A 12,689-nucleotide genomic window follows, 5' to 3' on the forward strand; every position below is an offset into this window, starting at 1 on the left:
CGTGATGACCGAGGTCTTCATCGCCATTGGTTCCAACCTGTCTGATCCGCTGGGTCAGGCTCGTCGCGCCGTTGCCGCCTTGGCAAGGTTGCCGGAATCTGTGCTGGTGGAGGCCTCGTCGTTTTACAGCAGCCGCCCCATGGGGCCTGCTGACCAACCGGACTACGTCAATGCCGTGGCCCGGCTCAATACCCGGCTCGCGCCCCTTGCGCTGCTGGATCAATTACAAAAAATCGAGCTGGAACAGGGACGTGTGCGCAAAGATGAGCGTTGGGGGCCGAGAACTCTGGATCTCGATCTGCTGCTCTATGGGGATCAGGTGATCAACCATGAGCGCCTGATCGTACCCCACTACGGCATGAAGGAGCGGGAGTTCGTGCTGCTGCCCCTTGCCGAAATTGCGCCTGCTCTGGTGCTGCCCTGCGGCACCCCGCTCGCCCGACTGGTTGCCCGCTGCCCGCACAATGATTTGGCCATCATTGCCCCGCGTGCAGACGTACAGGAGCCTCTATGAGCAAGATCACCACCGCCAGCCTGCTGAAGATGAAGCAGGACGGTCAAAAGTTCACCGCCATCACCGCCTATGATGCCACCTTTGCCAAGCTGTTCGACGACGAGGGGGCCCACGTGCTGCTCATCGGCGATTCACTGGGCATGGTGCTGCAAGGGGGTCAGGATACCCTGGCGGTCAACATGGATGAGATGGTTTATCACACCCGCTGTGTGGCGCGCGGTGCCAGCAAGGCACTGGTGGTCGCCGACATGCCGTTCATGAGCTACGCCACCCCCGAGCAGACTTACCAGAACGCCGCCCGCCTGATGGCGGCCGGTGCCCGCATGGTCAAGATGGAAGGGGGCGACTGGCTGTGTGACTCCATCCGCCACCTCACCCGCAACGGGGTGCCGGTGTGTGGTCACCTCGGTCTCACTCCGCAATCCGTTCATGTCTTTGGCGGCTTCAAGGTGCAGGGGCGCGATGAGTTTCAGGCGCAGGAGATCTACCGTCAGGCCCTCGAACTGCAAGCGGCCGGTATCCAGCTGCTGGTGCTCGAGTGTGTGCCCACTGCGCTGGCCGAGCGCATCACCAAGGCGCTTCGCATCCCGGTGATCGGCATTGGTGCCGGCCCCGCGACCGACGGTCAGATTTTGGTGATGCATGATGCCTTTGGCGTCACCTCCGGCTATGTGCCCAAGTTCACCAAGAACTTCCTGGCCGAGACCGGCGATGTGCGTGCCGCCATCCGCCTCTATGTTCAGCAGGTGAGCGAGGGGAGCTTCCCCGGCCCGGAGCACTGCTTCAACTGATCCTGGCGGTTGCATGATGGGGGCTGCGGCCCCCGTCTCTGCTTCTCAGCCTCGCACAGTTAATCCGTATAGCTAATCCGTATCTTATTGATTCATCTAAAGGTGAACTGCTGATAGTCATGTTCGTGCCCCATCCCGCCCGAGCGCTATTTGTGGATGCAACCCGTCTCTCTTTTTGATTTATCGGAAGGTGAACTGCTGATGTTGGTCGTAAACAATCCCGTCGTTCTGCGTGAGCAGATAAGCCAATGGCGCCGTGAAGGGCGTGCCATCGCATTCGTGCCCACCATGGGCAATCTGCATCAGGGCCACCTGACACTGGTGAAGGAGGCACACAGCCACGCCGAGAAGGTGGTGGTCAGCATCTTCGTCAACCCGATGCAGTTCGACAAGGCCGAGGATCTTGCCAACTATCCGCGCACTCTGGAGCAGGATTGCGCTGCGCTGGAAGCGGCCGGTGTCGATATGGTGTTCACCCCGACCCCGGAGATCATGTATCCGCAGGGGCTGGCCAGCCAGACCTTCGTCGAGGTGCCGGGTCTCTCCAATCTGCTGGAGGGCGCGCTGCGCCCGGGTCACTTCCGTGGTGTCAGTACCGTCGTCACCAAGCTGTTCAATCTGGTACAGCCGGATGTGGCCTGCTTTGGCCAGAAGGATTACCAGCAGTTGGCGCTTATTCGAAAGATGGTGGCCGACATGGCGATGCCCATCGAGATCGTCGGCGTGCCCACCGTGCGGGCCGAAGACGGGCTGGCGCTCTCTTCGCGCAACGGTTACCTGACCGCCACCGAGCGGGCCATCGCCCCCGAGCTGGCGCGCACCATGAACTGGATCGCCGAGCAGATCGAAGCGGGTGATCACCACCTGCCCTCCTTGGTGGCGCAGGCCAGCCAGCGCCTCGACAACGCCGGTTTTCGTACCGATGCCATCGACATCGTCGATGCTGCCAATCTCGAAGCGGCTACCGACGAGAGCGAGCAGCTGGTGATCCTGATGGCTGCTTATCTCGGCAAGGCCCGTCTTATCGACAACCGCGTCGTCACCGTAAAGAAGTAATTCTCCCGATTGCCAGCGGACGCCTTCCCGGGCGTCCGCTGCTTTTTCACGCCTGCACTCTCCTGCATTCCGGCGTTTTGTTCTGCGGCCCTGCCCGCATCCTCCTTTGTTTCAATCCACTCTCGGCCTGATGGCCGCTACAGGTATTCATGATGTTTGTCCTGATTGCATCGCTTGTTTTCTGTCTGCTCTGTTTTGCTCTCACCCGGTTACCCTCCGGGTTGCCGCTCTCGCGCAAGGTGCTTGCGGGTCTGCTGTTTGGCGCCCTGTTCGGGCTGGCGCTGCAACTGGGGTGGGGTGCCGATGATGCCGGCGTCCAGCAGACCCTGGAGTGGGTCAATATCATCGGCGGCGGCTATGTCAGCCTGCTCAAGGTGGTGATGATGCCGCTGGTGTTCACCTCGATCCTTTCTGCCATCAACAAGCTGGAGCAGGCCCAGTCCCTCGGCAAGATCAGCGCCGTGTTGATCGGCTCCATGCTGACCCTGGTGATGATCGCCGGTGTGGTGGGGATGACGGTGACCCATCTGAGTGGTCTCACTGCCGAGGGGCTGCTGAGCCACGGCAGCGACACGGCTGCGCTGCAACAGAGCATGAGCACCATCGACAGTGCCCAGACCCTGCCGGCCTTGCTGCTCTCGCTGGTGCCCACCAACTTTGCCGCCGATATGGCGGGCAGCCGCGGTCTCTCGGTGATCGGGGTGGTGATCTTCACCGTGCTGGCCGGGGTTGCCCTGCTGCAGTTGAAGGCGGAGCATCCAGAGGCTGGCGCTCGCGCCGCCCTCGCCATCGACACTCTGCAACTGTGGGTGATGAAGATGGTGCGGGTGGTGATTGCGCTCACCCCCTATGGCGTGATGGCGCTGATCGCCCGGGTGGTGGCCCACTATCCGCTGAGCGAGATCCTCAGCCTGCTCGGCTTTATTCTGGTCTGCTACGTCGCCATTCTGGCGATGTTTGCGGTGCACATGGTGATCCTGCTGCTGATCGGCCAGAACCCGCTACACTACCTGCGGGAAGTGTGGGGCGTGCTTACCTTCGCTTTTGTCTCCCGCAGCAGCGCCGCCTCCATTCCCCTCAGCATCGAGACCCAGCAGCGTCTTGGGGTGCCCGCCAGCATCGCCAACTTTGCCGCCTCGTTCGGTGCCAATTTGGGGCAGAACGGTTGTGCTGGCATCTATCCGGCCATGATGGTGGCGATGATTGCCCCCATGCTCGGTATCAACCCGTTTGATCCCCTGTTCCTGCTGACTCTGCTGCCGGTGATTGCGCTGGGCTCCATCGGGGTGGCTGGTGTCGGCGGTGGCGGCACCTTCGCCGCGCTGATCGTGCTCTCCACCCTCAACTTCCCCATCGCGCTGGTGGGGGTGATGATCGCCATCGAGCCGCTGGTGGACATGGGCCGTACTGCTCTCAACGTCAACGGCTCCATCATGGCGGCCATGATCACCAAGCGGTTGCTGGGCAAGCAACAGCTGGCCCAAGCGGAGCAGCCGCAAGAGCAGGCCGCCAGCTAACCCCGAGTGTTGCCCAATATGAAAGAAGCCCGCAGTTGCGGGCTTCTTTCATATCGGCTGTGTTGCCTTGTGAGCAAACGCGGTTACTCGGCAGAGACGGGGTAACCGGCGCCTTTCCAGGCGAAGATGCCGCCCGGCACCCGATAGACCTGTTGATAGCCCTGATTGACTGCCCAGGCGGCAGCGTTGTGGCTGCGGCCGCACTTGACGAAGCCGCAGTAGATCACCACGGGGCGAGCTTTGTCTTCACCCAGCAGCGCCTGGAACTGCTCCGGTGTACCGCTTCCCTCGACAATCTCGCTCCAGTTGTCGCCCGCTTTCGCCTCTTTCACGAAGGCAAAGTTCTTGGCGCCCGGGATGTGCTCTTTCTTGTAGGAGTCCTCATAGGGCATGGTGTCGATGATCACCAGCTCCTCGCCCTTGTCCATCCGGGTTTTCAGCTCGGCCACGGTCAGCAGCTGATAGCCCCCCTGCTGCGCCTCCTGTGCCAGCTGCACAGCCGATTGCTCAAGCTTCACCTCCTGCTCGAACTGGTTGTCGCCACAGCCCGCGAGGGCAAAGCTGGCGGCGATCAGCGAGGCCAGCAGAGTGCGGGATCGCAATGTCATCATGTCACTACTCCTTTAGTACGGGAAAAACGGGAACGGGAAAAACGGGGCGGGAAGTTCGCAGCAGGGCGCCCGCAAGCGTCAGTAGCAGCAGATCCCGCACAATGGCCTCCGGCAACGAGCTGAGATCAGCCCTGCCCAGACAGCCGCAAGAGATGTCGAGCCCGATGGCAACGCCATAGCCCAACACCGGAATAAACAGGGCGAGCAGCCCGATCACCAGCCAGAGTCCCCAGCGCCGGTTGGCGATGACCGCCAGCCCTGCGCAGAGCTCAAGGGCAATCAGCCCCCAGGCCACTGGCGGGATCAGTGACGGCCAGATCAGCCCGAAGGCCGCGATCTGTTCGAAAAACAGGGCGGGGGAGACCAGCTTGAACCCGGCGGAGGCGAGGAAGAATCCCCCCAACGCCAGATTGGCCAGCATGCGCAGATAAACGGCCATGGGAGAGCTCTTTATCATCCATGACTCCGACTGCCAGCCACAGGCGTTTGCTTCGCCATGTCCGGGCTATCGGCCGGATAGCGGGCCAGCTCCTGATAGTCGCCGTCCGCTTCGCAGCGAAAGACGGCAGCGGTTTCACCGTTCTGACACCACTGTTGCCACTCATCTGGCGGGCAGTGGAGGCGAATGGCGAGGCCACAGCCGGCGCTGAGCAGGCGCGGCACGTCGCAGACCCGAAACGACTGGTCGTGCTGCTCCAGCCGCTTGCGCAGTCTGACCGTGCCGAGGGTAGAGTGGAACAGGTAGAGAAACTCCTGATTCATGATTTGCCTCCCGTGCTGGCGCGCGCGCCGAACAGGGCGGCACCCAGCGCACCGGCAAACTGGGCATCCGGGTGGGTGGCCACTTCGCAGCCCAACCCTTCGGCCAGATAGTGGCGGAAGGTGGCGCAGTGGCTGACACCGCCGGTAAAGAGTACGCTCGGTCGGGCGCCGAGGCGGCCGATAAAGTTGGCACTGCGCCGGGCCATGGAGCGGACGATACCGGCCAGGATTGACTCGGCCGGAATGCCCGCCGAGCGCAGGCTGATAGCCTCCGATTCGGCAAACACGGTACACATGCTGCTGATGTCGTGGGGCTCGGCCCCTTGCAGCAGTTCGTCAAGCTGCTCGACCCGAGCACCCAGAGTGCGGGTGATCACCTCGAGAAAGCGACCGGTGCCGGCGGCGCACTTGTCGTTCATCAGAAAATCGGTGAGGTTGCCGTCGCTATCGAGCTGGATCACCTTGCTGTCCTGCCCGCCGATGTCGATGACGGTGTGTACCGATGGGCAGAGCAGGCGAGCGCCCAGCCCGTGGCAGGAGATCTCGGTGACTCGGCGATCGGCGAACGACGCCAGATCCCGGCCATAGCCGGTCAGCGTCAGATAAGGTCGTTGGGGCAAATCGGCCGAGAGCTCCTCCCAGCCTTGCTCGATGGCAGCCAGCGGACGAAAGGGGGTCGGCACCAGAAAACGGCGGACGATACGCCCGCCATCCCGGCTGTCGAACAGGATCCCCTTGGTCGCGGTGGAGCCCGAGTCAATCCCGATGGAGAGTGACACGGCGCCTCCTTACAGCATCTCGATAAAGGCGGCCAGCCGGGTCGCCAGTTGTCCCTTGTCGGCGCTGGAGTAGTCGGTCTCGACTGCCATGTAGGGGATACCGTGGCGTTCGCGCACATGGCGCTTGATGGCGAGCGACTCCACCGCATAGGTGTGGCAAGCCTGCAGGATCACATCGATCACTCCGTCCGCCTGATACTCCTCCACCATCTGGCTCAGCAGATTCATGCGCTGGTGGTTGGGAGAGATGCAGGAGCAGCCTATGGCCAGATACTTGTCGGTCAGCGCATCGAACGGGTTGCCCTCTTCGCTGACGCACTGCTCGGTCGCCTTGGCGCCGGTGCAGTTCTCGTAACCCACCACCCAGCCGCCGTGCTCCTCGATAAGGCGCACCACCTTGTCGGCCGCGCCGCCGATGGGGCAGCCGGTGATGAGGATGCGCGGGCGGGCATCAAGCCGCTTGCCTTCGGCATACTCGACCTTGATGCTGCGGGTCATCTCCTGCAGCTCGCTGATGAGCTGCTCCTTGTCGAAGCGGAAGGTTGCACCATAGACCACCTTGAGCAGGTCGGTACCGCTGAGTGCCGGCGGATTGAGCTGGCCCAGCCGGTAGAAATCGGCCAGCGCGCGGCGCTCGCGGTTTTTCAGCACGATGGCGTCTCGCAATGCCTGCTCGCTGATGGGCTTGCCGAACTGCTGCTCCAGCAACTCCTTGAAGCGGACGATTTCGCTGCGCCACAGGGTGCGGGAGGCCTCGTCATCGGCGCGGTTGGGCAACTGCATCACATGCACCGGTTTGAACTCGGCCATGTACTCGTACATCTTCTTCTTGCCGTCGCAGGTGGTTTCCCCTACCACCAGATCGGAGAAGTAGAAGTAGGGGCACTTGTCGGTCTTGCCGAACCCGTAGCTGCTCTTGATGAGCGGGCAGAGGTTGCGGGGCAGATCCTTTTCGGCCTCCTCGATGGTCTCGTCGCTGGTGGAGCAGAGCGATACCACCACGGCGCCGGCGGCTATCGCCACCTCCTGCGGCATAAAGGTGCAGTAGGTACCGATCAGGGGGATCTGTCGCTCCTTGAGTGCCATTACAGCCAGAAAGCCCTGCCGACGGGCATCTGAAAAACTATCGAATATGGCTGGCAACTCGGTGATAAGTGACATAGGCGATCCTGCCCTGATGAGAGAAATGAAGAGACGGACGGGCCATCCGTGACGGCACATCCAACCGCGAGAATTATACCTTTGGGGGTAATTCGAAAATTGCGGTGGATCACAAGGTGTCAGGTAACTCCTTAATGACAGGCTGGTTATTGGGAAGGGGGCTGGCAGGTTGAAGGGGCTACAGGGGGAATAAAAAACGGGCACCGCGAGGTGCCCGTTTTGGCTATCAGTGGCGCAGACCGGTGCCGCGGGAGATAAGCCACCAGGCGATACCGTAGAGGGCCACGATAAAGCCGATGATGATGAGGTAGGCTGTGCCGAGCGGCACGTCGGAGATACCGAGGAAGCCGTAACGAAACGCGTTCACCATGTAGATGATGGGGTTCACCTGGGAGACCCCCTGCCAGAACGGGGGCAGCAGGCTGATGGAGTAGAACACCCCGCCCAGATAGGTGAGCGGCGTCAGCACGAAGGTGGGGATGATGCTGATGTCGTCGAAGGTCTTGGCAAACACCGCGTTGATAAGGCCACCCAGCGAGAAGAGGATAGCGGTGAGCAGCACGGTGAAGCAGACGCTGAACAGATGGTGGATCTGCAGCGGCACGAAGAACAGCGACACCAGGGTGACGATAAGGCCGACACAGAGGCCGCGCGCCACACCACCGCCCACGTAACCGGCGATGATGACGTAGTTGGGCACCGGTGCCACCAGCATCTCCTCGATATTGCGCTGGAACTTGGCGCTGAAGAAGGAGGAGGCAACGTTGGAGTAGGAGTTGGTGATCACCGACATCATGATGAGGCCGGGCACGATGAACTCCATGTAGGTGAAACCGCCCATGTCACCGATGCGCGAACCGATCAGGTTGCCGAAGATGACGAAGTAGAGGCTCATGGTGATGGCCGGTGGCACCAGGGTCTGGATCCAGATCCGGGTGAAGCGGCTCACCTCCTTGGCCAGAATGCTCTTGAAGGCGATGTAGTAGATGGCCAGATTCATGCTTTTCTCCCCTCTTCGACCAGATTGACGAACAGCTCTTCCAGCCGGTTGGCCTTGTTGCGCATGCTCACGACCTGCACCTGCTGGTTCGACAGTTGCTCGAACAGGCTGTTGAGTGACTGGCTCTTGTCGAGATCCACCTCAAGGGTTCGTTCATCCTGCATCCGGCCGTTGAACTCTGGCACCTCAGGTACGGCAGAACCTGGCGCAAGGTCGAGCAGGAAGGTCTCGCGACCCAGCTTGCCCAGCAGGTTTTTCATGCTGGTGTTCTCGATCAGACGACCCTTGTCGATGATGCCGATGTTGCGGCAGAGCATCTCCGCCTCTTCCAGATAGTGGGTGGTGAGGATGATGGTGACCCCCTGCTCATTGAGATCCTTGAGGAAACTCCACATGGAGCGACGGATCTCGATATCGACCCCGGCGGTCGGCTCATCGAGGATCAGCAGCTTGGGTTCGTGCATCAGGGCGCGGGCGATCATCAGACGGCGCTTCATGCCGCCGGAGAGGGTGCGGGCAGGCATGTCGCGCTTCTCCCACAGATCGAGCTGGCGCAGGTACTTCTCGGCGCGGATCTTGGCTTCCGCCTTGGGCACGCCGTAGAAACCGGCCTGATGGGTGACAATCTGGATCACCTTCTCGAACTGGCTGAAGTTGAACTCCTGCGGTACCAGTCCGAGCTGGGCCTTGGCCTGTTCGAGATCGCTGTCGATGTCGTAGCCAAACACCTTCACCTTGCCGGCGCTCTTGTTCACCAGCGAGCTGATGACGCCGATGGTGGTGGACTTGCCCGCGCCGTTCGGGCCGAGCAGGGCGAAGAAATCCCCCTGCCTGACGGTAAGATCGATGCCTTTAAGGGCTTCGACGCCCCCCTGATAGGTCTTTTTCAGGCCGCTGATTTCCAGTGCGTTCATTGCAACCTCTGTGATGGTTGAATCCGGCTCGATACAGAAAAGGCGGCCAAGGCCGCCTGCACAGAGTAAAGGGCGCAAGGCCGCTTCACCCGTGATATTCCTGAACCTGGCTTACTCCTGAGGTACCACTTTGCCGATAAACGGCAGGTTGCGATACTTCTGGGCGTAGTCGATGCCGCAGCCGACCACGAATTCGTCCGGGATGGCGAAGCCAATCCAGTCGACCGGCACCTGCACTTCGCGGCGGGAGGGTTTGTCCAGCAGGGTGCAGATGGCCAGGGATTTCGGCTCGCGCAGGGAGAGGATCTCGCGCACCTTGTTGAGGGTGTAACCGGTATCGATGATGTCTTCCACGATCACCACATCCTTGCCCTTGATGTCGTCGTCCAGGTCTTTGAGGATGCGGACGTCACGGGTGCTGTGCATGCCGGAGCCGTAGCTGGAGGCGGTCATGAAGTCCAGGGTGATGGGCAGCTTGCACTGGCGGCAGAGGTCGGCCAGGAAGATGCAGGAACCGCGCAGCAGCGCAATCATCACGACTTCGTCAGAACCCTTATAGCGGGCGGTGATCTCTTCACCCAATTTGGCGATCCGGGCGGCTACTTCAGCCTCGGAGATCATCACCTCGACGGTGTGTTTCATCACTTACTCCCATAAGGCCAAAGGGGATTTGGCCGTTCATGAATATCAAAACCGATGATTCTACCACTCATGTTGAAGGGTGCTAGAGATACGTGGTGCTTTTATCGGCTTATTTTAATTGATAGAGTTAGCAGGCACTCAGGCATGATTAGTTAAAATACTATAAACACCATAATCAATAACTATTAGATGATAAAAACTATGGAACCACGCGCAGAAATAAGACGTCGTACCCGGCTGTCGCCGGAAGCTCGTCGCTCCCAATTGATGGAATGTGCCATCGAGGTGTTCTCCCGTCGCGGCATTGGCCGTGCAGGTCACGCCGAGATAGCCGAACAGGCCAAGGTCTCTGTGGCTACCGTCTTCAACTATTTCAACACCCGCGAGGAGTTGGTAGATGAGGTGCTGGCCGAGATCGAACGCTTTGTGAACCAGATGCTGTCGCAGGCATACGGTGACCAGGGCTCCATTTTCGACAAGATCCAGCGTCATGTACGCCTCTCTGTCGATGCCGCCTACGATCAACCGGATTATGCCGGTATCTGGCTGGAGTGGAGCTCATCGGTTCGGGAAGAGGTATGGCCCCGCTATACCCGGCTGCTCGATCACTGCCTTGAGCTGATCGCCAGCGAGCTGCAAACCTCCATGGATGCAGGGGAGATCACCAGCGTGCTGTCAGCACAGGATCTGGCCCGCTCTCTGACCGGTTTTGGCTATGTGATGATGCAGATGATCAATCAACCTCAGCGCCCGGCGCGCCAAGAGGTGACTGATTTCCTGTTCAAGTACGTGACGGCGCCAATTCAGGCTCGCTAACACGGCTTAACGAAAAAACGGCGTCACTCATTGAGTGGCGCCGTTTTTTTATGGCCGAATGTGGCGGTCACCTCAATGGTGGCCATAGCCCCAGCGGTGGGTCAGCTCATGCTCGACACCGAGATGATCGAGGATGCGGGCGACCATAAAGTCCACCAGATCGGCGATGCTTTTCGGCTCATGATAGAAACCGGGCGCGGCAGGCATGATGGTCACCCCGAGCCGTGCCAGTTTCAGCATGTTCTCCAGATGGATCGCCGAGAAGGGGGTTTCGCGGGGCACCAGGATCAGCTGGCCGCGCTCCTTGATCACCACATCCGCTGCCCGCTCCAGCAGGTTGTCGGAGGTGCCGTTGGCAATGGCCGAGACGGTGCCCATGGAGCAGGGGCAGACCACCATCTGTTTGGGGGCTGCCGAACCGGAGGCCACCGGCGAGAACCACTCCTCCTTGCCGCAGGCGACAATCTGCCCCTCCTTGGCGCCATATTGGCGACAAAGATAGGCAGAGAGCTCTTTCGGCGAGCCGGGCCAATCCTGTTGCTGCTCGGTCTTGAGTACCACTCGTGCCGCCGAGGAGGCGAGCAGATAGACCCGATAGTCTGCCTGCACCAGACACTGGAGCAGGCGCAGGGCGTAGGGGGCGCCGGAGGCGCCGGTCAGCGCCAGGGTGATCGCTTTGTTCATAGTTCGCCGTGGTAATCCTTGAGGCGGGCGATCAGCTTGTCATGAATGCCACCGAAGCCGCCGTTGCTCATGATCAGAATATGGTCGCCATCGCGGCTCTCGGCCACCAGCCGGTTGATCAGGGTCTCCAGATCGTTGAACACCTTGGCCGGTCGGGTCATATGGGCAGTCACTTCGCCGAGATCCCAGCCGATGTTGGGAGGCTGGAAGAAGAATACCTCGTCAGCACCATCGAAGCAGCCGGCCAGCTCCTCCTTGTGTACCCCCAGCTTCATGGTGTTGGAGCGCGGCTCCAGCACTGCCAGGATACGGGCTTTGCCTACCTTGGCGCGCAGACCGCCAAGGGTGGTTTCGATGGCGGTGGGGTGGTGGGCGAAGTCGTCATAAACGCTGATGCCAGCTACCTCGCCCTTGAGCTCCATCCGCCGTTTGGGGGATTTGAACTGGCAGAGCGCCGCAATACCATGTTCTACCATCACGCCAGCATGACGGGCGGCCGCGATGGCCATCAGGCCATTGTTGACGTTGTGTTCGCCGATGCACTCCCAGTGCACCTCGCCCTGCTTTTCGCCATCCAGCCACACCTCGAAAGCGGAGCCGTCATCGGCCAGCTTGACCGCTTTCCACTTGGCGTCGTCCTGACCCACCAGCTCCACTTCGCTCCAGCAGCCCATTTTGCGTACGGCGGTGAGGTTGTCATCCGTTTGCGGGAACAGCACCCGGCCGTTGCTCGGCACGGTACGCATCAGGTGGTGGAACTGGCGCTGGATGGCGGCGAGATCCGGGAAGATGTCCGCGTGGTCGAACTCCAGGTTGTTCATCACCAGGGTACGCGGGTGGTAGTGGACGAACTTGGAGCGCTTGTCGAAGAAGGCGCAGTCATACTCGTCCGCTTCGATGACGAAGAAGGGGGCGGAGCCGAGACGGGCCGAGACCGGGAAGTTGCCCGGCACGCCGCCGATGAGGAAACCGGGCTCCAGCTTGGCATACTCCAGCACCCAGGCCAGCATGCTGGCGGTGGTGGTCTTGCCGTGGGTGCCGGCAACGGCCAGTACCCAGCGATCTTGCAGCACATGCTCCAGCAGCCACTGGGGGCCGGAGATGTAGGGCAGATTGCGATCCAGCACATATTCAACACAGGGGTTGCCACGGCTCATGGCGTTGCCAATCACCACCAGATCCGGCGCCGGATCGAGTTGGGAGGGGTCATAGCCTTCGGTCAGTTCGATGCCCTGTTGCTCGAGCTGGGTACTCATGGGGGGATAGACATTGGCATCCGAACCGGTCACCCGATAACCAAGCTGTTTTGCCAACACCGCCAGACCACCCATAAAGGTGCCGCAGATCCCGAGAATGTGAATATGCATACCGCTTCCTTTCGCAGTAAAGGGAAGTGGGCATTCTAGGGGGTGTTGCGGTGGTGGCACAAGCCGCACTCATGG

The 12,689-nt window shown here is 60.8% G+C and carries 15 protein-coding genes; 5 read left to right on the forward strand and 10 right to left on the reverse strand.

Annotation, left to right across the window (positions count from 1 at the left end):
* Positions 1-4 precede the first annotated feature (4 nt).
* The 4 genes from folK to G5229_RS16145 all read left to right on the forward strand — a co-directional run bounded on the left by folK (position 5) and on the right by G5229_RS16145 (position 3,878).
* On the forward strand, positions 5-514 hold the full coding sequence (gene folK, locus G5229_RS16130) for a 2-amino-4-hydroxy-6-hydroxymethyldihydropteridine diphosphokinase (RefSeq protein WP_005354659.1): 510 nt from the start codon (positions 5-7) through the stop codon (positions 512-514).
* Entirely contained in the window at positions 511-1,305 is a 795-nt protein-coding gene (gene panB, locus G5229_RS16135) for a 3-methyl-2-oxobutanoate hydroxymethyltransferase (protein ID WP_042063124.1), read from the forward strand. Before folK ends, panB begins: the two co-directional genes overlap by 4 nt.
* A gap of 201 nt (positions 1,306-1,506) precedes the next feature.
* On the forward strand, positions 1,507-2,361 hold the full coding sequence (gene panC / locus G5229_RS16140) for a pantoate--beta-alanine ligase (protein WP_421209627.1): 855 nt from the start codon (positions 1,507-1,509) through the stop codon (positions 2,359-2,361).
* 149 nt (positions 2,362-2,510) lie between these two features.
* Complete coding sequence (locus tag G5229_RS16145) at positions 2,511-3,878, forward strand: cation:dicarboxylate symporter family transporter (protein ID WP_421209629.1); 1,368 nt, start codon at positions 2,511-2,513, stop codon at positions 3,876-3,878.
* Positions 3,879-3,961: 83 nt separating this feature from the next.
* Here the strand turns inward: G5229_RS16145 and G5229_RS16150 are convergent, their stop codons facing one another.
* The 8 genes from G5229_RS16150 to hpt form a co-directional block, all read right to left on the reverse strand.
* Positions 3,962-4,489 (reverse strand): rhodanese-like domain-containing protein, encoded by a 528-nt coding sequence (locus G5229_RS16150; protein ID WP_421209631.1) that lies wholly within the window; start codon positions 4,487-4,489, stop codon positions 3,962-3,964.
* Between the two features lie 4 nt (positions 4,490-4,493).
* Positions 4,494-4,928: a MauE/DoxX family redox-associated membrane protein gene (locus G5229_RS16155; RefSeq protein ID WP_421209633.1), complete on the reverse strand. Its 435-nt coding sequence runs from the start codon at positions 4,926-4,928 to the stop codon at positions 4,494-4,496.
* A 14-nt stretch (positions 4,929-4,942) separates the two neighbouring features.
* Positions 4,943-5,251 (reverse strand): DUF3343 domain-containing protein, encoded by a 309-nt coding sequence (locus G5229_RS16160; protein WP_421209635.1) that lies wholly within the window; start codon positions 5,249-5,251, stop codon positions 4,943-4,945.
* Complete coding sequence (locus tag G5229_RS16165; RefSeq protein WP_320545803.1) at positions 5,248-6,030, reverse strand: acyl-CoA dehydratase activase; 783 nt, start codon at positions 6,028-6,030, stop codon at positions 5,248-5,250. Before G5229_RS16165 ends, G5229_RS16160 begins: the two co-directional genes overlap by 4 nt.
* Before the next feature lie 9 nt (positions 6,031-6,039).
* Positions 6,040-7,191, reverse strand: a complete 1,152-nt coding sequence (locus tag G5229_RS16170) for a double-cubane-cluster-containing anaerobic reductase (RefSeq protein WP_337073495.1) — start codon at positions 7,189-7,191, stop codon at positions 6,040-6,042.
* Between the two features lie 226 nt (positions 7,192-7,417).
* Positions 7,418-8,191: an ABC transporter permease gene (locus G5229_RS16175; RefSeq protein WP_019445351.1), complete on the reverse strand. Its 774-nt coding sequence runs from the start codon at positions 8,189-8,191 to the stop codon at positions 7,418-7,420.
* Positions 8,188-9,105, reverse strand: a complete 918-nt coding sequence (locus tag G5229_RS16180; RefSeq protein ID WP_201933394.1) for an ABC transporter ATP-binding protein — start codon at positions 9,103-9,105, stop codon at positions 8,188-8,190. The genes G5229_RS16175 and G5229_RS16180 overlap by 4 nt, the downstream gene beginning before the upstream one ends.
* 111 nt (positions 9,106-9,216) lie before the next feature.
* The gene (gene hpt / locus G5229_RS16185; RefSeq protein ID WP_421209638.1) at positions 9,217-9,747 is read right to left on the reverse strand and encodes a hypoxanthine phosphoribosyltransferase; all 531 of its coding nucleotides are present in this window, start codon (positions 9,745-9,747) and stop codon (positions 9,217-9,219) included.
* Positions 9,748-9,948: 201 nt separating this feature from the next.
* Between hpt and G5229_RS16190 the strand changes: the two genes are divergently transcribed.
* On the forward strand, positions 9,949-10,563 hold the full coding sequence (locus tag G5229_RS16190; protein WP_019445349.1) for a TetR/AcrR family transcriptional regulator: 615 nt from the start codon (positions 9,949-9,951) through the stop codon (positions 10,561-10,563).
* Positions 10,564-10,635: 72 nt separating this feature from the next.
* Here G5229_RS16190 and G5229_RS16195 read toward each other — a convergent pair whose 3' ends face one another.
* Both G5229_RS16195 and mpl read right to left on the reverse strand, forming a co-directional pair.
* Positions 10,636-11,247 carry a flavin prenyltransferase UbiX gene (locus G5229_RS16195; protein WP_069529846.1) on the reverse strand — a complete coding sequence of 204 codons (612 nt, stop codon included), beginning with the start codon at positions 11,245-11,247 and terminating at the stop codon, positions 10,636-10,638.
* Entirely contained in the window at positions 11,244-12,614 is a 1,371-nt protein-coding gene (mpl, locus tag G5229_RS16200; protein WP_019445347.1) for a UDP-N-acetylmuramate:L-alanyl-gamma-D-glutamyl-meso-diaminopimelate ligase, read from the reverse strand. The genes G5229_RS16195 and mpl overlap by 4 nt, the downstream gene beginning before the upstream one ends.
* Between the last annotated feature and the right edge of the window lie 75 nt (positions 12,615-12,689).

The sequence above is a fragment of the Aeromonas sp. 602396 genome (genome assembly GCF_049173735.1).
Lineage (GTDB): Bacteria > Pseudomonadota > Gammaproteobacteria > Enterobacterales > Aeromonadaceae > Aeromonas > Aeromonas veronii_A.

Bases quoted from the DNA above. Each gene is read 5' to 3' on its own strand.
- G5229_RS16175 (WP_019445351.1), bottom strand. From the start codon at position 8,191: ATGAATCTGGCCATCTACTACATCGCCTTCAAGAGCATTCTGGCCAAG.
- G5229_RS16160 (WP_421209635.1), bottom strand. From the start codon at position 5,251: ATGAATCAGGAGTTTCTCTACCTGTTCCACTCTACCCTCGGCACGGTC.
- G5229_RS16180 (WP_201933394.1), bottom strand. From the start codon at position 9,105: ATGAACGCACTGGAAATCAGCGGCCTGAAAAAGACCTATCAGGGGGGC.
- G5229_RS16155 (WP_421209633.1), bottom strand. From the start codon at position 4,928: ATGGCCGTTTATCTGCGCATGCTGGCCAATCTGGCGTTGGGGGGATTC.
- hpt (WP_421209638.1), bottom strand. From the start codon at position 9,747: ATGAAACACACCGTCGAGGTGATGATCTCCGAGGCTGAAGTAGCCGCC.
- mpl (WP_019445347.1), bottom strand. From the start codon at position 12,614: ATGCATATTCACATTCTCGGGATCTGCGGCACCTTTATGGGTGGTCTG.
- G5229_RS16195 (WP_069529846.1), bottom strand. From the start codon at position 11,247: ATGAACAAAGCGATCACCCTGGCGCTGACCGGCGCCTCCGGCGCCCCC.
- G5229_RS16150 (WP_421209631.1), bottom strand. From the start codon at position 4,489: ATGATGACATTGCGATCCCGCACTCTGCTGGCCTCGCTGATCGCCGCC.
- panB (WP_042063124.1), top strand. From the start codon at position 511: ATGAGCAAGATCACCACCGCCAGCCTGCTGAAGATGAAGCAGGACGGT.
- G5229_RS16145 (WP_421209629.1), top strand. From the start codon at position 2,511: ATGATGTTTGTCCTGATTGCATCGCTTGTTTTCTGTCTGCTCTGTTTT.
- folK (WP_005354659.1), top strand. From the start codon at position 5: ATGACCGAGGTCTTCATCGCCATTGGTTCCAACCTGTCTGATCCGCTG.
- G5229_RS16190 (WP_019445349.1), top strand. From the start codon at position 9,949: ATGGAACCACGCGCAGAAATAAGACGTCGTACCCGGCTGTCGCCGGAA.
- panC (WP_421209627.1), top strand. From the start codon at position 1,507: ATGTTGGTCGTAAACAATCCCGTCGTTCTGCGTGAGCAGATAAGCCAA.
- G5229_RS16170 (WP_337073495.1), bottom strand. From the start codon at position 7,191: ATGTCACTTATCACCGAGTTGCCAGCCATATTCGATAGTTTTTCAGAT.